The organism is Iamia sp. (genome assembly GCF_035575815.1).
Lineage (GTDB): Bacteria > Actinomycetota > Acidimicrobiia > Acidimicrobiales > Iamiaceae > Iamia.
This window is the reverse complement of record NZ_DATLXO010000033.1, coordinates 33,944-58,338: the sequence shown is the minus strand read 5'-3', so window position 1 is coordinate 58,338 and position 24,395 is coordinate 33,944. Positions and strand designations below refer to the sequence as shown.

The following is a 24,395-nucleotide window of genomic DNA, read 5'->3' as shown; positions in this document are numbered from 1 at the left end:
GGACGGCGCCTCGCCCGTCACCGCCGAGATGCCGGCCGTGCCCGGCGGCGGCGGCGCCAGGCCAGCGGGCGACCAGGACCTCACGCCCCCGGCGGGCGTGCCCGTGGCCCCGGCGCCCACGCGCTCCGACGAGGCCGCCTCGTCGTCGCCCACCGACGACGGGGTCGTCCCGCCGTCGAGCGCCACCGAGCCGGCGGGCACCGCTCCTCCACCGCCGGGCGGTGACACCTCCCCCTTTTCTGGGGAACCGAAGCGCGACGGCGATGAGGACCTGCCCTTCGGCCGGACCACCACCGACCTCTACGGCGACATGGACCACGTCGGCGGGCGCCACCGTGCCGTGACAGCCCTCATCGCCGTGGTCGTGCTGACCGCGGTGCTCGGCGGGGCCTACCTGGCCGCGGCGTGGTACGCCGAGCGGGGCTACTACGTGGCCGCCGCGGGCGACGAGGTGCAGATCTACAAGGGGCAGTCCGGCGGCTTCCTCATCTTCGACCCGAGCCTCGAGGAGGCCTCCGAGGTCCCCCTCGACGAGTTCAGCCGCACCGAGCAGGAGCAGATCCGCGCCGAGCCCGAGTTCGACTCCCTCGCCGACGCCCAGTCCTTCGTCCGCAGCCGCGAGGCCCGGGTGGCCCAGCGCAAGACCGAGGAGTCGACCACCACCACTGCGGACCCCACCACCACGGTCGACCCCGACGAGCCCGACGCCAGCACCACGACCGGCGCACCGGACGCGACCGCGTCGAGCGCGCCGACCACCACCGAGGGCCCGTGAGCGCGTCCCCCGGCACCGGGCCATGACCCGCACCCGATGATCGAACGCCTGCGCCGCAACGCCGAGCTCAGCCTGCTGCTCATGGGAGCGGCGGTGGTCGGCGCCGCCTACGCCCTGGCCAGCCTGGGCAGCACCGCCTCGCTGCCCGCCAACATCGGGCCCTTCCTCGGTCTGATCCTGGGGCTCTTCGTCATCGCCCACCTCGCCGTGCGCCGACTGGCCCCGGGCGCCGACGGCACGCTGCTGCCCGTTGCCGGGCTGCTCAACGGCATCGGCTACGTCTTCATCGCCCGGCTCGAAGAGGATCTGGCCGGGCTGCAGGCGCTGTGGACCGGGGTCGGCATCGCCGCCTTCATCATCACCCTCGTGGTGGTCCGCCGCCCCCGGGACCTCGAGCGCTACCGCTACCTCGCCCTCTTCGGCGGCGTCATCTTGATCATGATGCCGCTGCTGCCCGTGGTGGGGCTGTCGGTGAACGGGGCCCGCATCTGGATCAACATCGGCCCCATCAACTTCCAGCCCGGCGAGTTCGCCAAGCTCGCCCTCGCCGTGTTCTTCGCCGCCTACCTGGTCGAGAAGCGCGAGCTGCTGGCCCTGGCCTCGTGGCCCAAGCGGCGCCCGTTCCTCCCGGACCCCAAGCACCTCGGGCCGGTGCTGGTCGCCTGGGGCATCTCGGTGGTCGTGATCGTGGCCGAGAGGGACCTCGGCACCGCCCTGCTCTTCTTCGCCCTCTTCATCGTGTTGCTGTGGGTCGCCACCGGGAGGGTCGGCTACCTGATCGTCGGCTTCGGCCTCTTCGGCCTGGCCTCCTTCGTGTCCTGGACGCTCTTCAGCCACGTCCAGGACCGGGTCACCAACTGGCTCAACCCGTGGGACGACCCCCAGGACACCGGCTACCAGATCATCCAGGGCTGGTACGCCCTCGCCGACGGCGGCATAGGCGGGCGGGGCCTGGGGCTCGGCATCAGCGGCGACGGTCGCCTCCCGGAGGCCCAGAACGACTTCATCTTCGCCGTCATCGGTGAGGAGCTGGGCCTGCTCGGCACCACCGCGGTGATCGTGGCGTTCCTCCTCCTGATCGGCAGCGGGCTGCGCATCGCCACGCACCAGGAGGGCTCGTTCGAGAAGCTGCTGGCCACCGGGCTCACCACCCTCCTGGGGGTGCAGGCCTTCATCATCCTCGCCGGCGTGGCCCGCGTGCTGCCCCTCACCGGCGTGGCCCTCCCCTTCGTCTCCTACGGCGGTTCGTCGCTGCTGGCCAACTACGTGCTCCTGGCCCTTCTCGTCCGTCTCTCCGACGACTCCAACCGGCGACGCCAGCGCAAGGTCAGCCGCTCGGGCGCCGCGGTGGGGGTCGGCTGATGACCATGGACCGTCAGATCAAGCGGCTGGGCATCGCCCTGGTCTGCTGCTTCGCCGCCCTCTTCGCCCAGCTCAACTACATCCAGTTCTTCGGGGCCGAGCGCCTGAACGAGCGGCCCGACAACACCCGCCAGGAGCAGCGCACCTTCTCCCGACCCCGGGGCCAGATCATCGCCGCCGACGGCACCGTGTTGGCCCGGTCGGTCGAGGAGCGCAGCCGCTTCAAGTTCCAGCGCCTCTACCCCGAGGGCGACCTGTTCGGGCCCGTCACCGGCTACTACAGCTTCACCCTGGGTGCGACGGGCGTGGAACGCTCCTACGGCGCCGACCTGGCCGGCACCACGCCCGAGCTGCGCTTCGCCAGCCTGTCGGACCTCTTCGTCGACCGCGAGGCCGTCGGGAACGTGCACCTCACCATGCACCCCGACACCCAGCGCATCGCCCGCGAGCAGCTCGGCGACCGCGAGGGCGCAGTCGTCGCCCTCGACCCCCGCTCCGGCGCCATCGACGCCCTGTGGAGCTTCCCGAGCTTCGACCCGGGGCCGCTGTCGACCAACACCGAGGCCTCGACGACGCTCAAGGCGGCGCTCGACGCCGACCCGGAGCGCCCGCTGCTGTCGCGGGCCTACCGCGACATCTTCTTCCCGGGTTCGACGTTCAAGGTCGTGACCGGCTCGGTCGCGGTGGACCAGGGGGCGGTGACCGAGGAGAACCCCGACTACCCGGTGCGCAGCAGCTTCGACATCGACTTCACCGACCGGGACCTGAGCAACTTCGGCGGCCAGTCCTGCGGCGGACGGCTGTTCGACCTCCTCCGCGTGTCGTGCAACAGCGGCTTTGCCCAGATGGGCGTCGACCTCGGGCCCGAAGCCATGGTCGCCGGGGCCGAGGCCTTCGGCTTCAACTCGGCGCCGCCGATCGACCTGCCCAACCCGGCGACCTCGACGTTCCCCACCGAGTTCCCCGACAACGAAGGGAACGGCCCGCTCGCCCGGGCCTCGATCGGCCAGGGTGACGTCAGCTCCAGCCCGCTGCAGATGGCCCTCGTCACCGCCGGCATCGCCAACGACGGGTCCGTCATGACCCCCCACGTGATGGACCGGGTCACCGACGAGGAGGGCGAGGAGGTCCGGTCCTTCGAGGAATCCGAGTGGCTCCGGGCGATCTCCCCCGAGGCGGCCGACGTGATGCGTCGCGGGATGGTCGAGGTCGCCGCCAACGGCACCGCCGAGGGGCTGCAGATCCCGGGCCTGGAGGTCGGCGGCAAGACCGGCACGGCCCAGCTGGGCACCGACCCGCCTCAGTCCCACGCCTGGATCCTCGGCTTCGCCGGTCCACCCGGCCAGCCGCCCGTCGTGGCCGTGGCCGTGATGGTCCAGGCCCAGCCCGGCGCCTCCGAGCAGACCGGCGGCACGGTCGCCGCTCCCATCGCCAAGGCCGTGATGGAGGCCGTCCTCGCCACCCGCGGCCCGGAGGGCGGCGGCGGATGACCGACGACGACCACCCCACCTACAACGGCCGCTACGAGGTCCAGCGACGCATCGCTCGCGGCGGCATGGCCGACGTCTTGTTGGCCCGGGACCTGCTGCTGGCCCGGCCCGTCGCGGTCAAGGTGCTGTTCCCCGAGTTCGCCAGCGACCCGTCCTTCGTGGCCCGGTTCCGCCGTGAGGCCCAGGCGGCAGCCAACCTGAACCACCCCAACATCGTGGGCGTGTACGACTGGGGCCAGGAGGGTGGCACCTACTACATCGTGATGGAGTTCATCGACGGGCGCAGCCTGTCGGAGATCCTCCGCACCCAGGGCACTCCCCCGGCCAAGACCGCGGCGGGCGTCGCCGCGGATGTGGCCAACGCCCTCGGCTTCGCCCACCGCAACGGGGTCGTGCACCGCGACATCAAGCCCGGCAACATCATGATCACCAACGGCGGCCACGTGAAGGTCGCCGACTTCGGCATCGCCCGGGCCATCACCGCGTCGGCCGAGGAGAACCTCACCCAGACCGGCTCGGTCATGGGCACGGCCACCTACTTCTCCCCCGAGCAGGCCCAGGGCCACAACGTCGAGGGCCGCAGTGACCTGTACTCCCTCGGCATCGTCATGTACGAGATGGCCCACGGCAAGCCGCCGTTCGTGGCCGACAGCCCCATCGCCGTGGCCTACAAGCACGTGCAGGAGAAGCCCGAGCCCCTCCGCGACCAGCACCCCGACGTGCCCGTCGGCTACGAGGCGATCGCCATGCGGCTCCTGGCCAAGGCGCCCGACGACCGCTACCCCGACGCCGAGGCCCTCCGCGCCGACCTACGCCGCTTCACCGAGGGCCTGACGGTCCGGGCGACCGCACCATCGAAGACGACGGCCGGCGTCGCCGCCGCGGGCGCCACCGCCGCAACCCCTTCGGCCGCAGCGGCGGGACCCCCAGCGCCTCCCACCCGCAGCGGGCCGATCGTCGCCGGCGACCCTGAGCCACAGGACGACCAGGACCGACGCTCGCGCACAGGTTGGTTCCTGCTGCTGCTCGTGGCTGTGCTCGCCCTGCTCGGCGGCGCCCTGTTCCTGTTGGCATCCATGGTCAGCACCGACGACGAGACCGAGGGCATCGAGGTGCCCGACGTGACCGACCGGCCGGTGCAAGAAGCCCAGCTGATCCTCATCGACGCCGGCTTCGAGGTCGACACCACCACCCGCGAGGCAAGCGCGGAGGTCCCTCGTGACGAGGTCATCAGCCAGGACCCGGACGGGGGTGACTCCGCCGAGGAGGGCACGACGGTCCGCTTGGTGGTCTCCACCGGACCGGCGGCGGCGGAGACCGAGAAGGTGCCCGACATCGAGGGCCGCTCCGAGGACGACGCCATCCGGGCCCTTGCCGACGCCGGCTTCGAGGCGCGCCGCATCGAGCGGGTCGAGAGCGCCGATGTCCCCTTGGGCGTGGTCGTCAGCCAGAACCCCGCTGGCGGCGAAGAGGTCCCCGTCGACACCCCCATCGAGGTCGTCGTGTCGACCGGTCCGCCCCCGACCACGCGCCCGCCGATCACCGCACCTCCGACCACCGACCCACCGGTCACCGCACCTCCGACCACCGACCCGCCGATCACCGCACCCCCGACCACCGACCCTCCGATCACCGAACCCCCGACCACCGAACCCCCGACCACCGAAGCGCCCACCACCGAGGCGCCCACCACCGAAGCGCCCACCACCGAAGCGCCCACCACCGAAGCGCCGACCACCGAAGCGCCCACCACCGAGTCGACGAGCACGACCAGCTCGACCAGCTCGACCAGCTCGCCTTGAAGACTGAGCCCCGGCCCCGCGGCCCCGCCGAGCCAGCCCTCGGGCGGGCTCAGGCCGCGGCGGTGGTGGCGAGGAAGTTCGCCAGCAGGTCGTGACCGGCGGCGGTGAGGATCGACTCGGGGTGAAATTGCACGCCCTCGGTCGGCGCGTCACGGTGCAGGAGCCCCATGACCAGCCCGTCGTCGGCCTCGGCGGTGACCTCGAGGCAGTCGGGCACCGTTCGACGGTCGACGACGAGGGAGTGGTACCGGGTGGCCTCGAGGGGCTCGGGGAGGCCGGCGAAGACCCCGCGACCCCCGTGGGTGACGAATGACGTCTTGCCGTGCATCACGCGCGGCGCCCGCACGACGGTGCCGCCGAAGACCTCACCGATGCACTGGAGCCCGAGGCACACGCCGAGGACGGGTAGTCGCCTCTCGGTGCAGGCCCGGATCAGGTCGTTGGAGATGCCGGCGTCGGCCGGCGACCCGGGCCCGGGGGAGATGAGCACGCCGTCAGGGGCGCCGTCGACCGCTTCAGCCACGGTCACCTCGTCGTTGCGGACGACCTCAGGCGCGGCCCCCAGCTCACCGAGGTACTGGACGAGGTTGTAGACGAAGGAGTCGTAGTTGTCGACCACGAGGATGCGGGGCGCCATGCCGGACCGAGGATAGGCCGGTCACGGGTTCGCGGACGGGTCCGATACGGGCCGTCGCGACCGATCCCCTAACCTCGCCGGTCATGGCCGATCCGACACCCGACGACGACACCCGCGTGGACCCCGACGCCCCGTCCGACGAGGACGCGGCGACGAAAGGCGGGGCCGAGACCGACGAGACGACCGACGGAACCTCGGCGGTCGCCGAGACCGCCGCAGACGCCGAGACGACCGGCGGCCGGTCCCGCCCGGCGGGGAACGCCGACCCGCAGGCCGACGTGGCCGCCCGCCGGGCCGCCACCACGGCTCGCATGGACGAGGCGACCAAGGCGCCCAAGGTCAAGGCCTCCGCCGATGACCCCACCGGCACCAAGGCCCGCCGAGCGGCGACCGGCTCCCGGGCGATGGGCAAGGCCAGCGCCGATGACCCCACCGGCACCAAAGCCCGACGCCAGGCGGCGGCGGGGGCGACGAGGGTGCCCAAGCCCTCCAAGCGCACCGGAGGCGTGGTCGACCCCAAGGCCGTCCGCTCCTCCACCGCCCGCAGCGGCAACCCCAAGAAGGCGGCCGCAGCGGCCGAGTCGAGCCGGTACACGGCCCCGATCCCCCGCTCGCAGATCGAGAGCCCGGTGTGGGTGCCGGGGCTCATGTTCACCCTGCTCGGCCTCGGGATGGTCGCCATCTTCCTCACCTACGTGGTGTGGGGAGGCAAGCCCCTCACCCTCGGCGTCGGCCTGGCCCTCATCCTGGGCGGGATCCTCACCGCCACGCAGTACCGCTGAGCGCTGACCAGGGGGCGTCGGGCGGGTAGCGGCAAAGTTACATCGATGTGACCCTCCCCAGGTTTATCCACACCTGTGGGTAACCGGGAGCGGCGGGCTAGAGGTCGTCGACCGGGGTCATGAGGTCCATCTCGTCCATGCAGTGCCGCGGTGGATCCGGGTCGGCGTCGACCGCGGTGGTCATCCGCACCTCGGTGCCACAGACGCTGCAGCGGTAGAGCAGCTTGACCTTGCGCAGCTCACCAGCGGGCGGGGGCTCCGGCACCGGGCGGGTGAAGCCCCCGAGCAGCCCGATGCCGACGCGCATCAAGAGCAGCGCGAACCCCAAGGCCAGGATGATGCGAACGACGTCCCACATGAGAAAGCGTCCGTCCGGCTGGGCACCCAACCCGAGGACGTTCTCAGCCTACGGGTTCCACCTCGCACTGATCGATCGCGCGAAGCCCAGCCCCGTTGCGCCTCCAGCCACGCCGCCGACGAGATGCGAGCGCCGAGCGCGACGCCCGACCCCTCGCGAGGGTGGACGCCCGACCCGCCCACAACCGTGAGCCGCGGCGTTCGGAGCCCTCAGCCCATGCACCGAACCGTGGACGTCGACCCGCCCCACCCCCGTGAGCGAGGCGCGCCACCCGAGGTCGACCCGCCCACCCCCTGAGCAGCGGCGTTCGGAGCCCTCAGCCCATCCTCTCCACGATCGTCGCGTTGGCCAGGCCGCCGCCCTCGCACATGGTCTGGAGGCCGTAGCGACCGCCGGTGCGCTCGAGCTCGTTCAGCAGCGTGGCCATGAGCTTGGTGCCCGAGGCACCGAGGGGGTGGCCCAGGGCGACGGCGCCGCCGTTGACGTTGACCTTCTCAGCATCGACCCCCAGCTCCTTCTGCCAGGCCAGGACGACCGAGGCGAAGGCCTCGTTGACCTCGAAGAGGTCGATGTCGTCGATCGAGAGCCCGGAGCGCTCGAGGACCTTCTGGGTCGAGGGGATGGGGCCGGTCAGCATGGTGACCGGGTCGACGCCGGCGAGGGCGAAGGTGTGGAAGCGGGCCCGGGGGGTGAGCCCCAGCGCCGCGGCCTTCTCCTCGCTCATGATGAGCACGCCCGAGGCGCCGTCGGTGATCTGCGAGCTGTTGGCGGCGGTCACCTTGCCGCCCTGCTCCTCGGGCACGAAGGCCGGCTTCAGCTTGCCCAGGCTCTCCATCGAGGAGTCGCGGATGCCCTCGTCGGAGCGGACGACCTCGTCGGTGGCGATGAGCTCGCCGGTCTCCTTGTCGCGGGGCCGGGCGGCCACGGCGATGATCTCGTTGTCGAAGCGGCCCTCGTCACGGGCCACCGCGGCGCGCTGCTGGCTGCGGAGGCCGAAGGCGTCGAGGTCGTCGCGGGTGAGTTCCCACCGATCGGCGATGACCTCGGCCGACACGCCCTGGGGGATGAGGCCCTTGAACCCGAAGTACTCCGAATCGGCGTAGCGCTCGAAGGCCTGGGGGCCGAAGGGGAAGCTGCCCGGAGTGACCGAGGCGCCCATCGGGGTGGTGGACATGACCTCGACGCCGGCGGCGACGACCACGTCGTAGGCCCCGGCGATGACGCCCTGGGCCGCGAAGTGCATCGACTGCTGCGACGAACCGCACTGGCGGTCGATGGTGGTGGCGGGGACGGTTTCGGGCCAGCCCGCGGCGAGCACCGCGTTGCGACCGACGTTGAGGCTCTGGTTGCCGACCTGCATCACGCAGCCGGTGATGACGTCGTCGACGAGGGCAGGGTCGAGCGAGCTGCGTTCGGCGAGGGCCTTGAGGACCTCGGCCAGCAGGTCGGCCGGGTGCCAACCCGAGAGCTTGCCGTTGCGCTTGCCGCCGGGGGTCCGGATGGCGTCGACGATCACTGCGGTGGGCATGGGGGTCACCTCGGGGTGGGTGGACCGGTCGGGTGACCGGGCTCGATCTGGCCGGTCCGGGGGCCCGGGCCGGGGCGGTACTAGACCGCATGGTCAAGAGTCTGCTCCGGGCGCCCTCCGGGCCGCAACTGCCCTCCCATGACCGGTGGGACCGTGGTGGCACGAGGGGCGACGTCGCCCAGCATCTGCTATGTCATGGGTCACGCCGCACGCACCCGACGAGCTCCAAGGGGACCAATGACCACCAGCGCCGAGATCGACGCCATCGTCGAGGGCCAGACCGTCACCAGCCTGTTCGCCGAGACGGTGGCCCGCATCGGGGACCACACCGCGCTGCGGTGGAAGGTCGGCGAGGACTGGCGGCAGTGGACCTTCTCCGAACTGGCCGACCTGGCCTGCCGGGCCGCCACCGGCCTCACGGCCGCCGGGGTGGGTCGCGGCGACCGGGTCGTGCTGATGCTCCGCAACACCCCTGAGTTCCACGTCCTCGACCTCGCCGCCATGCTCGTCGGTGCCACCGCCATCTCGATCTACAACTCCTCGTCGCCCGACCAGGTGGAGTACCTCGTCGGCCACTCCGGGGCCTCCTTCGGCTTCGTCGAGGACGAGGGGTTCTTCGACCGCTTCGAGCGGGCCACGCTCCCCGCCCTCACCACCCTCGGGGTCGTGCACGGCGAGGGCGTTGCGGCCGACCTCACCTGGGACGAGCTCATCGCCAACGAGCCGGTCGACCTGGCCGAGGCGGCGGCCATCGCCCAGCCCGACGACCTCATCACCATCATCTACACCTCGGGCACCACGGGGCCGCCCAAGGGCGTGATGCTCACCCACCACAACGTGGTCTGGACCGCCGAGTCGCTCAAGCAAGCCTTCGCCGTCGACGACATGACCGGCAAGCGCCTGGTGTCCTACCTGCCGATGGCCCACATCGCCGAGCGGGTCACCAGCCACTACTCCCTGCTGGCCATGGGCTACGAGGTGTCGTGTTGCCCCGACCCCGGGCAGGTCGCCGACTACGCGCGCGAGGTCAAGCCCCAGATCATGTTCGGGGTGCCCCGCGTGTGGGAGAAGATCCACTCCCGGGTCATGGCCGCCATCCACGCCGATGCGGAGAAGGGCCAGAAGTTCGACGAGGCCGTCGCCGCGGGCGAGCCCCTCGCCCAGAAGATGGCGTGGGACGAGGCCTCCGACGAGGAACGGGCCACCTACGCCTTCCTCGACGAGGCCGCCTTCGCGCCCGTCCGCCAGCTGCTCGGCTTCGACGAGCTCGAGGTCGCCATCTCCGGCGCGGCGCCGATCCCGCCCGAGCTGCTGTCGTGGTACCGGGCCATCGGGGTACCGCTGTCGGAGATCTACGGCATGAGCGAGAACACCGGCCCCATGTGCTGGGAGCCGTACCGCATCAAGCCCGGCACGGTCGGTCGGGCGGTGCCCGGCCTCGAGGTCGCCCTGGCCCCCGACGGTGAGATCATCTGCCGGGGCGGTCTGGTGTTCCAGGGCTACCTCGACCAGCCCGAGAAGACCGCCGAGGCCCTCGACGACGACGGCTGGCTGCACTCCGGTGACATCGGCGAGCTCGACGACGATGGCTACTTCCGCATCATCGACCGCAAGAAGGAGCTGATCATCACCGCCGGGGGCAAGAACATCAGCCCCGCCAACCTGGAGGCCGCGCTGAAGTCGATCCCGCTGGTCGGGCAGGCCTGTGCCATTGGCGACCGGCGGCCGTTCGTCTCGGCCCTGGTGGTGCTCGACCCCGACGAGGCGCCGGGGTGGGCCAAGCGCCACGGCCTCGAGGGGTTGACCCTCGTCGAGCTCGCCGACCACGACCAGGTGAGGGCGGAGATCGACGCCGGGCTGACCGAGGCCATGGCCGGGTTCAACAACGCCGAGCGGGTGAAGAAGGTGAAGGTGCTGGGAGAGGAGTGGCTGCCGGACTCCGACATGCTCACCCCCACCTCGAAGCTCAAGCGCCGCGGCGTCCACGCCGCGTTCGCCGACGAGATCGAGGCCCTCTACACCTGACCCCCGAAATTGCGTACCTGAGTCGCGCCGAGCGCGACTCAGGTACGCAGTTCCGTCGCCGTCAACACTGAGACCCCATGGCCCTCACCCCCGAGCAGCACGCCCTCAACGCCGGCAACGACACCGACTTCGGCGACCTGCGCGCCCTGTTCCTCAGTTGCACGCTGAAGCGCTCACCCGCCACCTCCCACACCGAGGGGCTCGCCGCCATGGCCATGGAGATCATGGAGGCCAACGGCGTCGCCGTGGAGCTGGTCCGCGTCGTGGACGAGGACGTTCCCGTCGGCGTGTACCCGGACATGACCGAGCACGGTGCCGCGTCCGACGGGTGGCCGGCGATCCAGGCGAAGGTTATGGCCGCCGACATCCTGGTGGTCTGCACGCCGATCTGGCTGGGTGACAAGTCGTCGATCTGCACCAAGGTCATCGAGCGGCTGTACGCGTCGTCGGGCGAGACCAACCCCACCGGACAGTACGCCTACTACGGGCGGGTCGGGGGGTGCTTGGTCACCGGCAACGAGGACGGGGTGAAGCACGTGGCCATGAACGTCCTCTACTCCTTGCAGCACATCGGCTACACCATCCCGCCCCAGGCCGACGCCGGGTGGATCGGTGCGATCGGGCCCGGCCCGTCGTACCTCGACGATGGCTCCGGAGGCCCCGAGAGCGCCTTCACCAACAAGAACACCACCTACATGACGTGGAACCTCATGCACGCGGCAGGCATGCTCCGTGATCGCGGCGGCATCCCCGCCCACGGAAACCGGGCCTCGGAGTGGGAGCCCGCCGAGGGGTGACTCGGGGGGAAGCGATGGGCGAGGACGCCTGCGACCGCCGGGCGCGCCGCTCGTCGTCGGCGGTATCGAGTCGATTTCGGGACGCCTTGTCGAGTGGGGGCGCTGCAATGAGGCGGTGTCCGGAGCGAGCGATGCCAAGGTCTCCCATCGGGGGCAGACGAGCGTGCCCGCTGCGCTGCGGCGGCGGTGGGGGATCGACGAGGGTGGAGCGATCGGGTTCATCGATCTCGGCGATGCTGCGCTGGTCGTGCCGGGCTGCTCACCCCCGTTCTCAATGCCGAGGACCTGCGGTGGACGACGATCTCGATCGCGTGACGGGCGCGGGCGTCCTGCGGGGCGTCAGGTGCCGGTGAGCTCGGCGACGACGGGGGCGAAGGCACGGGCCCGGTCGCCGGGGATGACATGGTACGAGTAGCCCCAACGCTCGCGACGTTCGTGGAGCATCTCGGCCACGTCACCGGGGCTGCCCACCAGGGCGAGGGGTGAGCGGCGGAACGACGCCGTGTCGGTGCCGAACAGCTCGGCCATCATCGCCGGCACCGTCGGGTCATCGGTGAGCTCTGCCGTTGCGAGCCACGCGTTGATCTCGAGGTCGTCGAAGCGCTGCCCCGCACCCTCGCGCACCCATCTGACCTTCTCGTCGATGCGATCGGCCAGCGCGTCGTGGGCTGCGGCCTGGTCGATCTCCCCAGAGTGGATCGACGCGTTGACACCGACGATGTCCGCAGTCGCCCCCGCCCAACGCAGCAGGCGGGGCGCACCGCCGCCGACCAGGATCGGCGGGCCACCCGGTCGGGACGGCGCCGGGGTGCCGTCGAGATCGGTGATCCGGTAGTGCTCGCCGTCGAAGCTGAAGGGCCCGCCGGCCCAAAGACCCCGCAGCACCGCGGCGTGCTCCATCAGCCGAGCGACCCGCACGCCCGGACGGTCCATGGTGATGCCCGAGCGGTCGTAGTCGGTGGCCTTCCAACCGGCGCCGAGGCCGACCTCCAGCCGGCCGCCGGCGATGACGTCGATGGTCGCCAGCTCACGAGCCAGCACGGCCGGGTGGCGGAAGTCGCAGTCGAGCACCAGCGCCCCGACGTTGAGGGTGGTCGTCGCGGCTGCGAAGGCCGCCATGGCGGCGACGGGACCAGGCCCCTCGTCGAAGTGGTCGGGCACGAACACCGTCGAGTAGCCGAGCTGCTCGACCTCCCGGGCCGACTCGACCCACGTCATGTCCGGGAACGGTGCGTGCAGCTCGGTGGCGAAGCGCAGGCGTCGGGGGTGACCCATGGCTGGGAGTCTGGCCCACCTTGCCCCGTGGCCGCGCCACCGCGGAGGACGCGCTCAGGAACTAGAACGTGTTCTCGTTCGGTCTCGCCGGACGGACCAGCCAGAACACGCTCCTGCACCTCCCGGCGCCGGCCCCGCTCCGGGTCGACACGTCGCCATCGGGCCGGGTGGGCCAGAGCCGCACCGAGAGGACACCACCACCATGGCCATCCGCGTGATCCAGTGGGCGACGGGCACCGTGGGCATCCACGCCGTGCCCGCCATCGCCGCCCATCCCGACCTCGAGCTCGCCGGGCTGTGGGTGCACTCCGACGCCAAGGCCGGACGTGACGCCGGTGAGCTGTGCGGCGGACCGGCGCTCGGCGTCACCGCCACCCAGGACGCCGACGCCCTGCTTGGCCTCGACGCAGAGGTGGTCTGCTACACCGCCAGCTCCGACACCCGCCCGGGCGAGGTCATCGACGACCTCTGCCGGATCCTCGCCGGGGGCAAGGACGTGGTGAGCACGTCCTACGTCCCCCTCCTCTTCCCGACGGCGGCCGGCGAGGGCGTCGGTGACCGCATCGAGGCCGCGTGCCAGCAGGGTGGGACCAGCTTCTACAGCTCGGGCATCGACCCCGGCTTCGGCAACGCCGGGCTCACCGTGCACGCCCTCGCTCTTTGCCAGGAGGTGCGCACCGTGCGGATGATGGAGATCGTCAACTACGCGACCTGGGACAACCCGTTCACCATGTTCGAGATCATGGGGTTCGGCAAGCCCGACGCGAGCCACTCCCTGCTGCTGGCCCCGGGCTCGACCACCCTGGCGTGGGGCCCCGTGATCGAGCTGGTCGCGGCGGCCATCGGACTCCCTCTCGACGACATCATCGAGCGCCACGAGGTCCTCACCGCCTCCGACGACATCGAGATCGCCTCGGGTACGATCGCCGCCGGCACCGTGTCGGGCATGCGCTTCGAGATCGTGGGCCGGGCCGGGGGCACCGAGCGCATCGTCGTCGAGCACGTCACCCGGCTGCGCGACGACGATGCTCCGGACTGGCCCCACGGCGCCGGCTACCGGATCCTCGTCGAGGGCGAGCCGCACCTGAAGCTGGAGCTCGAGCTGTCGTCGGACTGGGGCGACCACAACCACGCCGGCTGCCTGGCCACCGCCATGCACGTGGTCAACGCCATCCCCCGCGTCGTGGCGGCCAGCCCCGGCGTGAAGACGATGCTCAGCCTCCCCGTGTACTCCGCGACCGTCCCCTCCCCCTGACCCGTGCTCGGGCAGGCTCTCCCGGACGGCGCACACCCAGAGGATCGGTTCACCGACGTGTGAGCCGGGTCATGTGGGAAAGGGTGACCAGCGCGGAGACCACGGGCCGCCGTGGTACCGAGCACCGCCCGTAGGAGATCCTTTCGTTGCCCTCTGGACCCAACGACCTCGCGCTCGGATGCCGAGCCGGACCAGGTGTCCGCTGAGCCCATGGGTGCTCATGCCCGTTCCTCCGAGGAGGTGCTCTCCGAGCTCTCCGTCGATGAGGACACGGGCCTCGACCACGATGCCATCCCCGAGCGTCGGCGCCGGTTCGGCCCCAACCGCCTCGCTGAGGGGAAGCACATCTCGAGCTGGCAGATCGTCCTCGACCAGCTGCGCAGTGCGGTGGTGCTGCTGTTGGTGGTGGCCGCCGTGGCCGGCTTCGCCATCGGCAAGACAGTGGAAGGCGTCGCCGTGCTCGTCGTGCTGGTGGTGAACACCGTCGTCGGGTTCGTGACCGAGCTGCGCGCCGTGCGCTCCATGGAGGCGCTCGACGCGCTCGCCACCGCCTCGGCCGACGTGGAACGCCAGGACCGTCGCGACGAGATCGATGCCGTCGAGCTGGTCCCCGGTGACATCGTGTCGCTCGAAGCCGGAGATCAGGTGCCCGCAGATCTCCGCCTGATCGAGGTGGGCGACCTCACCATCGAGGAGGCGGCGCTGACCGGTGAGAGCGAGCCGGTGCACAAGCAGACCGACCCCGTGGCCAGCGAGGCTGCCCTGGCCGACCGCACCAACATGGCCTTCATGGGCACCACGGTGCAGTCGGGCCGGGGACGCGGGGTCGTGGTGGCCACCGGTGTCGGGGCCGAGGTGGGCCGCATCGCCGAGCTGACCGCCGGCACCGCCAGCCTCCAGGCGCCGCTGCAGGCCGGTCTCGAGCGCCTCGGGCGGATGCTGACGGTGGCGGTCATCGGCTTGGCCGTCGGTCTCGTCCTCCTGGGCCTGGCCCGGGGCCTCGCTCTCGACGAGGTGCTGGAGGTCTCCATTGCGCTGGCCGTGGCGATCGTGCCCGAAGGCCTGCCGGCGGTGGCGACCTTGACCCTCACCGTCGGCATGCGCCGCATGGCTCGACAGAACGCACTCGTCCGTCGGCTGCCGGTCGTCGAGACCCTGGGCTCGACCACGGTCATCGCCTCGGACAAGACCGGGACCCTGACCCGCAACCAGATGCAGGTGGTCGAGACGGTGCGGGCCGACGGCATCTCCGAGGCGGAGCTCTGGGAGGCCGCCAGCCTCTGCAACGACGCCGACGTCTCCCCTGACGGTGAACCGGTGGGTGATCCCACAGAGGTGGCCCTGCTGGAGGCCGCCGAAGCAGCCGGCGTCGACTGGCGTCAGCACCGTGACGCGATGCAACGGACGGGTGAGGTCCCGTTCGACTCCGCGACCAAGCGGATGGCCGTGGCCATCGACGAGGCCGTCTACCTCAAGGGTGCACCCGAGGCGCTCATCGACGGTGACGGCCCGCTCCGAGAGCTGGCGGAGGCGGCCGAGCGCATGAGCAGCCAGGCGCTGCGGACCCTGGCCGTCGCCCGTCGCCGAACGTCGATGGACGCGAGCCGAGCCACGGCCGACGACTACTTCGACGACCTCGAGCTCCTGGGCGTGCTGGGCCTGACCGACCCCTCACGTCCAGAGGCCATCGATGCGGTGGCCACCTGTCAGCGCGCCGGCATCCGCGTCGTCATGATCACCGGCGACCAGCCCCGCACCGCCGCCGCCATCGGAGAGGAGTTCGGACTGCGGACCGACCGGGTGCTGAGCGGCCAGGACGTCGAAGGTCTCGACGCCGAGGGCCTCGCGGACGCCGCCGCCGACACCGACGTGTTCGCCCGCGTCGCGCCCGAGCACAAGCTGCGCATCCTCTCGACCTCCTACGTAGCCAGCGACATACAGGCCGACGTCGCACTGGCTACGTCGGTCCAGAGCCTTTGGCGATCGGCCGAAAAGATCGGGCTCGAACAGAACCTTCTGGTGGAGACGATGGGACTCGAACCCACGACCCCCTGCTTGCAAAGCAGGCTGCGGCCTGTCGCCTGCGCAGGGCGAATCGACATAAGGGCTGGTCACGAGGCCTACAACCCTGACTCACACTGACCGCTCGACACCACCACTCGCCACTGCTACTGGCACGCGGATGGCACGGCCGAGGTCGGTGCGTCGATGCACAACGGACGTGTAAGAGCGAACCGGTCCACTCGTCGGTCGAATGGCCTCCCGAGGCGGCAAACCACAGTGCCCGTGGCGGGGGATCTACGGCCTGGGCCTTTCGCTCAGGCTGCTTCGAGGCTGGAGTGATTCCGGGCCGAACGTCAGGGCCGAGACTCGGCCATCTTCATGCACCGGTAGCATTCGAAGGGTGGGGCGTGGTCGGTCGAAGCGTGACGGAACCCGTTGGCTCCCTCCTCCCTGTCCCACGTGTGGGCGACGACAGCCTCTACTGAAGCCCTGTCCGGTGTGCATCGCCGCCGAGCCCGGAGGCGAGCCCAGCCGCCGCAGCGACAACGACGGTGGAAGGCCAACAAGGGCTGGGGGGCGCCCCAGGTGGGAGCGCCGCACCGCGGAGACGAGCGCCCAATGTGCTCGACCTTCCAGCGCCTCCCCTGCCTCGTCCTAAACCGTTTCGAACCGGCCGCAGGGCGCCAGGCAGAGGCTCGACAAGCCGATCCAGTGTGCGAAGTGCCGCAACGTGAAGAAGCGATCGCAGTTCTATCCGGGCCACAAGTTCTGTCGTTCGTGTGACCTTCAAGCGGGGCCGTTGCCACCTCGGATCAGGGTCGTCAGTGGCGGCCTGCCTGGGCTCGGCAAACGCAGGTAGCCCAGGGGTCAACAGACTCCTCCGGCGCGGGACGTAGCGGCCTTGTTGACCTTCGGGTTATGAGCGAACCGAGGCGTGATGCCTAGTCCCTGTGGGTCCAGGGATTACGGCCTAAACCTTGGTCAGGCCCGTGCAAGCTCTTGTCATATGCCGTCGCACGGTGGGGGGTTCGGCCCAGTCGGTGGTACAGCGGTGGTACACGGGGTGCGCCCTCCGGGGCTCAACGGGGACCCGGGGGCGCTCCATCACCGAGTGCGGCTAGAACAAGGCGGTGGCTCCGGCTCCCCCTCGGCAGGTCTGCCCTTTGTGCGCGAAGTGACCCGACGGAAGGACACCCCTGTGAGCGATCCCTACGACCTGGTCGTGATCGGCGCCGGCATGGCTGGCATCAACGCTGCGAACAAGTGCGCCGCCGCCGGTTGGCGAGTCGCCATCACCGACGAGCTGCCGTACGGAGGGACATGCGCACTGCGGGGCTGTGACCCGAAGAAGATCCTCCGCCGGGGCGCCGAGATCATCGACGCCGCCCGCCTCCTCGAAGGCAAGGGCATCGACGCGGGGAACCTGTCGATCAACTGGGCCGACCTCATGGGCCATACGCGCGGCTTCACCGACCCGATGCCCCGGAAGGTGGAGGAGGACCTCTCAGGCAACGGCGTCGAGACCCTGCACGGCACGGCCACGTTCAGCGGCCCGAACCGGCTCGACATCGACGCCCAGGGCCTTGAAGCCCGCCACTTCCTGATCGCGGCGGGCGCCCGGCCCCGGCCGATGGACTTCCCCGGCCACGAGCTGCTGATCGACAGCACCGACTTCTTGCACCTCGACGACCTGCCCGCCCGGGTGCTGTTCGTCGGTGGAGGGTTCATCTCGTTCGAGTTCGCCCACATCGCCGTCCGATCCGGTGCGTTCCCGATCGTCATCGACCGCGGTGAGCGACCCCTCAAGGGGTTCGATCCCGACCTCGTCGAGCTGCTCGTGGATCGGAGTACCCAGGCGGGCATCGACGTACGTCGCGCCACCGCCATCACCTCGATCACCCGCGACGGGTCCAAACTTCGGGTGGCAGTCGAGAAGGACGGCGCCGAGGAGATCATCGAGACCGATCTCGTCGTCCACGGCGCCGGACGGGTCCCCGAGCTCTCCCGTCTCGACCTCGAGGCTGCCGGCATCGCTCATGGCCCGAAGGGGGTGACCGTTGCCGGCCATCTGCAGAGCACCAGCAACCCGGCCGTGTGGGCCGCCGGTGACTCGGCCGACACACCCGGGATGCCCCTCACCCCCGTCGCCGTGTTCGAGGGCAAGGTCGCCGCATCCAACATGGTCAACGGCAACACAACCGTTCCCCGCTACGACGGGGTCGCCACCGTCGTCTACACCATCCCCGAGCTGGCCCGGGTCGGCATGCTTGAGACCGAGGCTCGCGCCGCCGGCATCGACATCGACGTCCGCCATCGTGACACCAGCGACTGGTACTCCAACTACCGGATCGGCGAGACCACCGCCGCCACCAAGATCCTCATCGACCGGGCCACCGACACCATCGTCGGCGCCCACATGTTCGGTCCTGAGTACGGCGAGCTCATCAACATCTGCGCCCTCGCCATCAAGCTCGGGCTCACTACCGGACAGCTCAAGTCGATGACCGCCTCCTACCCCAGCGTCGGCTCCGACATCGGTTCCATGCTCTGAACGTCGGGCACCAGACAAACCGCCTGCGGCGATCGAGGCGGAGCGTCGCACCCGCGGCGGGCCGGGGCCCATGTCTTGCTCTTGGTCGGGCCGCGACGATGGGATCGGGAGAGCCGGTCGCGCTATCGCCGGATACCGTGGCCCGTCTCGGGGGCGCCGAGTCGATGTAGACGTCGCTGCATGGCGGCCACTCGGTCCCCGAGGGACGCCTCCTCGATTGCTGCAGGGTCCCTACCGGCTGGGTCCGGGCTGGGACTCTCAGCAGTTCCCCTGCCGAGGTCGGTTGTCGGGATGGGAAGGCCGGCATCTTGGTGGAGACGCGCGCGGGTGGCGAGAGCGGAGTCGGTGTCAGGGGTGCGGGTGATCATCCCTGTGAGGGCATCGGCAGGGTCGAGGGAGCCGGAGGGGTCGGGGACCCAAGCGCGACTTGAGGAGCGGCCTCGGGTGAGGGCGACGTAGGCGTGTTTGCGGGTGGTGCCGGGCTCGAGGACCGCGAGGCCGACGTCCACGGTGTCGCCCTGGTTGCCGTAGCCGGTGACGGCCCAGCCGAGCTCGACGTGGCGAGCCGCGTAGCCGCCGGGGACGGTCGGCTCCCCGCTCAGGGTGCGACACGACCAGCCCTCCTGACGATGCGAGGGCGGTGACGGTCCAGGTGTGCCGGTTGCGGACCTGCACGCCCCGATCGGTGCGCAGGTCCGGGTCGTTGCGGCACGTGGCGATGCGATCGCCGACGCCGACCTGGGTGCCGTCGGCGAGCGGCAGGCGGGGCCGGGCGGTGCGGTGGAGGCGGTATTGGATCTCGGTGTTGATGGCCCGGGCGGTCTCGGCGGTGTTGGTCGTGATGGCGACGGTCCGGTCCTTGGAGGTGTGACGCTGGTGAGCATCGGCGACCTGGCGGGCGATGAGCGCGGGATGACTGCTGCGCAGCCGACCGTGCTCGTCGTAGGCATCGACGGCCCGGGGGTCCCCGGTGCGCACGGCGAGGCTGGCGGCCGCCTCCCACTGCTGGTCGAACCGCATCGGGACCGCCAGTACGTGTCGGGGCACGGTGGCGCACCAGTGAGCGAACACGCCGCCGCGGCCCACGGCGGGCAGCTGGGCAGGATCCCCCACGGCGGCGAGCCGCCACCGGTGGCGCTGGACCAGTGTGACCAGGCGGTGGAGGTCCTCGGTGGCAGTCATGCCGGCCTCATCCAGGATCACAGTGGTCCCCGCTGGCCAGGAGGACGTTCGTCCGTCGGTGTGGCGGGTGAGGAACCCCGCCACGGTCGTCGTCTCGCAGTGGGACTGACCGGCGAGGACGTCGGCGGCCTTGCCGGACGGTGCGAGGCCGATCACCGGGCGACGGTCGGTGCGCAACCTGTGCACGGCGCGGGCGGTGGCGGTGGTCTTGCCCGTCCCGGCGGGGCCAACAACCACTACGAGGCCGGCGTTGCCCGCCATGGCCTCGACCGCGGTGGACTGCGGGTCCTGCACATCCGCGGGGGTAGGGAACGCGTGGGTCTCGGCCCACCGTTGGAGATCGAGCTCCTGGGTCAGGACCGCGTCGGTGGTGAGGCGCCGGTCGGTGACGTGCTCGGCCACCGGTCGCCCGTCCCGGCGACATGGCATCCCCGAGGGCCGGGTAGGGGCGAGGCCCTGGCACCACTGTTCGGCCTGCGCGGCGAGGTGATCGATGCGGGCCACCGTCGTCGCGGCAGGGGTGCCAGCGTGGACGGGCAGGAGGGTGGCGAGGTGACGGGCCAGATCTGCTCGGAGCCAGGTCGAGGACTCCTCGGTCACCCGCCGGAGCGCCGCGCCGATCAGGTCCTCATCGGAGGGGTCAGCTTCCCTGGCGACCCCCTGCAGGTCGGGGCTGGCGAGTCGGTCGGGGTCGAACCCGGCGGCTCTGGCCTGGTCCGCCCACGTGTCGTGCAGTGTCGTCCCGTCCACCCCGTGGGTCTTCGCCGGCCGGGAGGACATAGCGGCGGCCCGTTCGAGGGCGGCGATGGTGCGGGGGTCGGGGTCGGCCCCGTCGTGCTCGGCCGCCCACCGTCGGATCAGGTCGTCGAGCTTGGCCTTGACCTGGCCGGTGCGTTGCGACAGCAGGTCGCGCACAGCCTCGGGGACACACGTCATGTCGCCGAGGCCATCCGGGGTCTGGTCCCAGCTGACGCCCAGACGGTGGGTGAGCTCAGCTCGGAGGGCGGCGTCGTAGATCCAGCCGATGGTGCGCTGCTGGACCTTGAGGAACCGGGCGTCCAGCGACAGTCACCTCCCGGTGGGGTCTTGGACCTTGGCCGCGATGACGGCGTGGGTGTGGAGCTGCGGGTCCACGGTGCGCGAGGTGTGCTGGCGAAACAGGGCGGCGACCAGACCTTGGGTGTCGACCTGGTCGACACCGTCGCGGCCCCGGCGGGTGACCGCCCCGTGGGTCTCGAACCAGTCGAGGGCGGCGGTCACCGCCGTGTCATGTGCCGCGAGGACCTCGGCCCGCACGAACCGATCCGGTGACAGCGCCCACAACGCTGAGACCGACTTCGGCGCCGAGAAGGTGGCGTCGAAGCCTCGGGCCGAGGAGTCCCCGAAGCGGCGCCCCAACAGCCTGCCCGTGCCCGGGTGGCGCCCATCGAGGAGGGCACGGAGGCCGCCGCCGGTCACCTCGCCCGACACGCCGGCGGCGGTCTGGCCGCGACCCCACCACCGGCCCGGGGGCTCGTCGGGGTCGAGGTAGTAGTCCACCGGACCCCGCCCCGGACCAGACGGACGGGCCCGGTCCTCAGCCAGGCCGGCGTAGTACGCCAGCAGCCCCGGCAACCGGCTGGCCGGAGCCTTCAGCGTCGTAGCCCGCATCACCGGACGGGCCCCCAGGGGGGCCCCGCTGAGGGTCCCGGTCGTCACACTGCACCCGTCTGTGCCTCCATGACCTACTAGGCCGCGGCAGCGTGCTGAAGTCTCCACTCGGGAGCCGGATTTCTTCGCCTGCGAGGGTCGCTAGGGACTTGAAGGCCACCTACGGCCCTTCATCCGGTGATGCGGTTGGAAGCTTGGTCGTGAGGCCGACGGTGGCTGCGGCGAGCAGCAAGATGGCGGAGGCGACGTAGACCAGGCGTACGTCAGTGAGCTCGGCGACGACACCTCCGGCGGCGAGCGACAGGAGTCGAGCGGTGTTCCACAGCACGTCGTAGAAGGCGAAGGCTCGTCCCCGGGTCTCTGCGGGAACGGTGGTCTGCAGGGTGGATTGGTAGGCGACCATGCCGGTCGAGGTCGACATGCCGTAGGCAACGAGGGCGCCCGCGGCGACGACCGGGTTCGGGATCGCCGCCAGCGTGAGGTCGACGCCCCCTCGGACGGCGAAGGGCCCGAACAGCCAGCGCTTGTCGCCTGGTCGGATGAAGCGGCGCAGCGCGAGGGGCCCGAGGGCCGCGCCGAAGCCGATGGACGCGAGGAGGAACCCGAACCCTTGGGGTCCGGTTCCCAGCCACCGGTCGGCGAGCACGACCAGCAGCCCTCCGGTTGCGCCGGCCGACAGGGAGGCCAGCACCTGGACCAGGGCGAGCCGGGTGAGCAGTGGATCGGCTCGTACCGTTCGGACACCGGCGAGCACGCCGGTCCATCCCCGCACTTCGACGTCGGCTGGAGTGCGGCCCGCGTCGAGGCGGACCAGGATCAGGGCGGAGGCCGCGAACGTGGCCGCGTTGAGGGCGAAGGCCGCCTCGACGCCTGCGGTGGCGATGACGAGGCCGGCAAGGGGCGCGAGCGCGATCTGGACGATCACCGCAGCGGTCCACATAGCGGAGTTGGCCGCGACGACCTCGTCCTCGCCGACGACCTCGGGGAGGAGGGAGCCTGCCGCAGGGTTGAAGAGGACGGCGCCCGCGGAGAGCCCGAAGGCGACGGCGAAGGCAACGCCGAGGGTGCCGGCGGCGACCACCAGCCCGAGGGCGATGAGGGCACGTGCCAGGTCAGCGCCGATCATGAGTCGCCGCCGGGGCAGGCGGTCGGCGGCGAGGCCGGCGAGCGGCCCGAGGAGGAGGACGGGAGCTACCTCGAACATCACCGCTCCAGCCACCCCGATGCCCGATCCCGTCAGATCGAACACCAACACGACGAGGGCCACCGTGTTGAACGCGTCGCCGGCCCGCGACACGGTATTGGCGAGGAACAGGCGGCGGAAGTTCGGAGATGTCCCGAGGAGGCGGATCACCCAGGATCAGAGCGCCCTACAGCAAGGTGCTCCGGCGCGCAGCAGGCTGCTCGCCACCGGTCGGGTCGAGCAGCCGCCGTTCGCCCTGCTGTGCGGCGGTCGGAGAGGTGGAACAGGGTCCGGTCCATCGACCGGACCGTAAACCCTGATCTATACATCAAGGTCAAGCTGTAGGGTGCTGAGCATGCACATCGGCGAGCTGGCAGACACCTTCGGCCTCCCACCCGAGACCGTGCGGTTCTACGAGCGGCGAGGGCTTCTTGCTGAGCCACAGCGATCCCCGAACGGCTACCGCATCTATGACGAGACATCGAGGCGTCGGCTGACGTTCATCCGCACCGCCCAGGCCGCCGGCCTGACGCTGGCTGAGATCCGCGGGATCCTCGACCTGCGCGACGAGGGCACGGCGCCGTGCAGCCACGTCGCGGCGCTCCTCACCACCAAGCTCGCCGAGGTGAAGCAACGCCAGCAACACCTCGCGGCACTCGAGGCGGAGCTGAACCAGCTCCTGCACCGGTGTCGGACCCTCGACCTTGCCGACTGCGACGACGGCGAGGTGTGCCACATCCTCTCAGGCTGACTCCCGGGGACTGGTTCCAGCACGGACGGCACTTGGTCACGCCTCGTCGGTCAGGATCGAGCCGAGGTGGGCGGACATCTGCTCCTCGGCGGCGGTGGTGCGGTGGACGTAGACGGAGCGCATGACCTGCTCGGAGTGGCCGCCGCGGGCGGCGACCTGGCGGGAGTCGTAGCCGGCCTCGGTGAGGGTGGTCTGGGTCCAGTGGCGGAGGGCCTGCAGGGTGGTGTCGATGTCGGCCGCGTCGAGGCCCAAGTGCTTGCGAAGCTGGCGCATCCGCCGGGTGAGGTACTCGGGACGGACGGGGGCGGCGCAGCTGGGGGAGTGGATGAACACGAAGCCGTCCGGGGCGATCTCGGTTCCGGCGATCGCTGCCCGCTCGGCCATGGCGTCCCGGTGGTCGATGAGGAGGGCGATCGTGCGGGCGTCGATGCTCACCGCCCGGGTCTTGCGGGTCTTGGTGAAGTTGTCGATGACGACCTGGCCGCCGGCGTCGTTGACGGTGACCTCGACGCGGATGCGACCCTCGACCAGGTCGACACGGTCCCACCGCAGGCCGGCCAGCTCTCCCCGTCGCATCCCGGTGACGGCTCCGAGGTAGCACAGGACCCCGAAGTCGTGCTCCTGCGCGAGGGCGGTCTCGAGGAGGCGGCGCAGGTCCCCGACGTCGGGCGGCACCACCTCGTGGGGGACCGCGGTGCTGCGGGGCTCCTCGGTGTCGGTCATCGGGTTGTGGGTCAGGTACCGGTTGCGCCGGGCCCACTTGTAGGTGCCGTTGAGCAGGGTGAACGTCTGATGGATCGAGCTCTGGCTCAGTCCCTCGCGGCGCATGGCTCCGAGGGCGGCCTCGATGTCCCGGGGGACGAGGCGGTCGGGCTCGTCGGTGCTCGATCTGCCCGAGGACGCAACCGGGAATGGAGCCACGAACTAGCCAGCGGGCGCGAACCCTGATGAAAGCCTGATGGCGTGAAGAGATCGCTACGCTCCTACC

General features: G+C 70.9%; 17 protein-coding genes and 1 pseudogene. 11 read left to right on the top strand and 7 right to left on the bottom strand.

Annotation, left to right across the window (positions count from 1 at the left end; all coding sequences use genetic code 11):
* From VNL12_RS02885 to pknB, 4 genes are all read left to right on the top strand, one after another.
* A partial coding sequence (locus VNL12_RS02885; protein WP_325591341.1) for a hypothetical protein occupies positions 1 to 775 on the top strand: 775 nt, incomplete at its 5' end.
* A 36-nt stretch (positions 776 to 811) separates the two neighbouring features.
* Positions 812 to 2,137 carry an FtsW/RodA/SpoVE family cell cycle protein gene (locus tag VNL12_RS02880; RefSeq protein ID WP_325591339.1) on the top strand — a complete coding sequence of 442 codons (1,326 nt, stop codon included), beginning with the start codon at positions 812 to 814 and terminating at the stop codon, positions 2,135 to 2,137.
* The gene (locus tag VNL12_RS02875; protein ID WP_325591337.1) at positions 2,137 to 3,627 is read left to right on the top strand and encodes a peptidoglycan D,D-transpeptidase FtsI family protein; all 1,491 of its coding nucleotides are present in this window, start codon (positions 2,137 to 2,139) and stop codon (positions 3,625 to 3,627) included. Before VNL12_RS02880 ends, VNL12_RS02875 begins: the two co-directional genes overlap by 1 nt.
* Positions 3,624 to 5,429: a Stk1 family PASTA domain-containing Ser/Thr kinase gene (pknB, locus tag VNL12_RS02870; protein ID WP_325591335.1), complete on the top strand. Its 1,806-nt coding sequence runs from the start codon at positions 3,624 to 3,626 to the stop codon at positions 5,427 to 5,429. Before VNL12_RS02875 ends, pknB begins: the two co-directional genes overlap by 4 nt.
* Before the next feature lie 49 nt (positions 5,430 to 5,478).
* On the opposite strand, the gene VNL12_RS02865 is transcribed toward pknB, so the two are convergent.
* A complete protein-coding gene (locus tag VNL12_RS02865; RefSeq protein ID WP_325591333.1) occupies positions 5,479 to 6,066 on the bottom strand; it encodes an aminodeoxychorismate/anthranilate synthase component II in 588 nt (195 codons plus the stop codon).
* Between the two features lie 83 nt (positions 6,067 to 6,149).
* Here VNL12_RS02865 and VNL12_RS02860 point away from each other — a divergent pair, with 83 nt between their 5' ends.
* On the top strand, positions 6,150 to 6,848 hold the full coding sequence (locus VNL12_RS02860; RefSeq protein WP_325591332.1) for a hypothetical protein: 699 nt from the start codon (positions 6,150 to 6,152) through the stop codon (positions 6,846 to 6,848).
* A 97-nt stretch (positions 6,849 to 6,945) separates the two neighbouring features.
* On the opposite strand, the gene VNL12_RS02855 is transcribed toward VNL12_RS02860, so the two are convergent.
* Positions 6,946 to 7,206, bottom strand: a complete 261-nt coding sequence (locus tag VNL12_RS02855; protein ID WP_325591330.1) for a hypothetical protein — start codon at positions 7,204 to 7,206, stop codon at positions 6,946 to 6,948.
* A gap of 316 nt (positions 7,207 to 7,522) precedes the next feature.
* On the bottom strand, positions 7,523 to 8,734 hold the full coding sequence (locus VNL12_RS02850) for a thiolase family protein (RefSeq protein WP_325591328.1): 1,212 nt from the start codon (positions 8,732 to 8,734) through the stop codon (positions 7,523 to 7,525).
* A gap of 237 nt (positions 8,735 to 8,971) precedes the next feature.
* Between VNL12_RS02850 and VNL12_RS02845 the strand changes: the two genes are divergently transcribed.
* On the top strand, positions 8,972 to 10,759 hold the full coding sequence (locus VNL12_RS02845) for an AMP-dependent synthetase/ligase (RefSeq protein WP_325591326.1): 1,788 nt from the start codon (positions 8,972 to 8,974) through the stop codon (positions 10,757 to 10,759).
* 77 nt (positions 10,760 to 10,836) lie between these two features.
* Positions 10,837 to 11,556, top strand: a complete 720-nt coding sequence (locus VNL12_RS02840; protein ID WP_325591324.1) for a flavodoxin family protein — start codon at positions 10,837 to 10,839, stop codon at positions 11,554 to 11,556.
* 339 nt (positions 11,557 to 11,895) lie between these two features.
* Here the strand turns inward: VNL12_RS02840 and VNL12_RS02835 are convergent, their stop codons facing one another.
* On the bottom strand, positions 11,896 to 12,831 hold the full coding sequence (locus VNL12_RS02835) for a TIGR03621 family F420-dependent LLM class oxidoreductase (protein WP_325591322.1): 936 nt from the start codon (positions 12,829 to 12,831) through the stop codon (positions 11,896 to 11,898).
* Between the two features lie 202 nt (positions 12,832 to 13,033).
* Between VNL12_RS02835 and VNL12_RS02830 the strand changes: the two genes are divergently transcribed.
* The 3 genes from VNL12_RS02830 to VNL12_RS02820 all read left to right on the top strand — a co-directional run bounded on the left by VNL12_RS02830 (position 13,034) and on the right by VNL12_RS02820 (position 18,641).
* A complete protein-coding gene (locus VNL12_RS02830) occupies positions 13,034 to 14,086 on the top strand; it encodes a hypothetical protein (RefSeq protein ID WP_325591321.1) in 1,053 nt (350 codons plus the stop codon).
* Positions 14,087 to 14,296: 210 nt separating this feature from the next.
* Entirely contained in the window at positions 14,297 to 16,228 is a 1,932-nt protein-coding gene (locus VNL12_RS02825; protein WP_325591319.1) for an HAD-IC family P-type ATPase, read from the top strand.
* A gap of 1,060 nt (positions 16,229 to 17,288) precedes the next feature.
* On the top strand, positions 17,289 to 18,641 hold the full coding sequence (locus VNL12_RS02820) for an NAD(P)/FAD-dependent oxidoreductase (RefSeq protein ID WP_325591318.1): 1,353 nt from the start codon (positions 17,289 to 17,291) through the stop codon (positions 18,639 to 18,641).
* 348 nt (positions 18,642 to 18,989) lie between these two features.
* Here the strand turns inward: VNL12_RS02820 and mobF are convergent.
* A pseudogene (gene mobF / locus VNL12_RS20780) lies at positions 18,990 to 21,473 on the bottom strand (MobF family relaxase).
* 160 nt (positions 21,474 to 21,633) lie between these two features.
* The gene (locus VNL12_RS02805; RefSeq protein ID WP_325591316.1) at positions 21,634 to 22,827 is read right to left on the bottom strand and encodes an MFS transporter; all 1,194 of its coding nucleotides are present in this window, start codon (positions 22,825 to 22,827) and stop codon (positions 21,634 to 21,636) included.
* A gap of 184 nt (positions 22,828 to 23,011) precedes the next feature.
* Between VNL12_RS02805 and VNL12_RS02800 the strand changes: the two genes are divergently transcribed.
* On the top strand, positions 23,012 to 23,407 hold the full coding sequence (locus tag VNL12_RS02800; RefSeq protein WP_325591314.1) for a heavy metal-responsive transcriptional regulator: 396 nt from the start codon (positions 23,012 to 23,014) through the stop codon (positions 23,405 to 23,407).
* A 36-nt stretch (positions 23,408 to 23,443) separates the two neighbouring features.
* Here VNL12_RS02800 and VNL12_RS02795 read toward each other — a convergent pair whose 3' ends face one another.
* Positions 23,444 to 24,328 carry a site-specific integrase gene (locus VNL12_RS02795; RefSeq protein WP_325591312.1) on the bottom strand — a complete coding sequence of 295 codons (885 nt, stop codon included), beginning with the start codon at positions 24,326 to 24,328 and terminating at the stop codon, positions 23,444 to 23,446.
* Positions 24,329 to 24,395 lie beyond the last annotated feature (67 nt).

Bases quoted from the DNA above. Each gene is read 5' to 3' on its own strand.
- VNL12_RS02880 (WP_325591339.1), top strand. From the start codon at position 812: ATGATCGAACGCCTGCGCCGCAACGCCGAGCTCAGCCTGCTGCTCATG.
- VNL12_RS02875 (WP_325591337.1), top strand. From the start codon at position 2,137: ATGACCATGGACCGTCAGATCAAGCGGCTGGGCATCGCCCTGGTCTGC.
- pknB (WP_325591335.1), top strand. From the start codon at position 3,624: ATGACCGACGACGACCACCCCACCTACAACGGCCGCTACGAGGTCCAG.
- VNL12_RS02865 (WP_325591333.1), bottom strand. From the start codon at position 6,066: ATGGCGCCCCGCATCCTCGTGGTCGACAACTACGACTCCTTCGTCTAC.
- VNL12_RS02860 (WP_325591332.1), top strand. From the start codon at position 6,150: ATGGCCGATCCGACACCCGACGACGACACCCGCGTGGACCCCGACGCC.
- VNL12_RS02855 (WP_325591330.1), bottom strand. From the start codon at position 7,206: ATGTGGGACGTCGTTCGCATCATCCTGGCCTTGGGGTTCGCGCTGCTC.
- VNL12_RS02850 (WP_325591328.1), bottom strand. From the start codon at position 8,734: ATGCCCACCGCAGTGATCGTCGACGCCATCCGGACCCCCGGCGGCAAG.
- VNL12_RS02845 (WP_325591326.1), top strand. From the start codon at position 8,972: ATGACCACCAGCGCCGAGATCGACGCCATCGTCGAGGGCCAGACCGTC.
- VNL12_RS02840 (WP_325591324.1), top strand. From the start codon at position 10,837: ATGGCCCTCACCCCCGAGCAGCACGCCCTCAACGCCGGCAACGACACC.
- VNL12_RS02835 (WP_325591322.1), bottom strand. From the start codon at position 12,831: ATGGGTCACCCCCGACGCCTGCGCTTCGCCACCGAGCTGCACGCACCG.
- VNL12_RS02830 (WP_325591321.1), top strand. From the start codon at position 13,034: ATGGCCATCCGCGTGATCCAGTGGGCGACGGGCACCGTGGGCATCCAC.
- VNL12_RS02825 (WP_325591319.1), top strand. From the start codon at position 14,297: ATGGGTGCTCATGCCCGTTCCTCCGAGGAGGTGCTCTCCGAGCTCTCC.
- VNL12_RS02800 (WP_325591314.1), top strand. From the start codon at position 23,012: ATGCACATCGGCGAGCTGGCAGACACCTTCGGCCTCCCACCCGAGACC.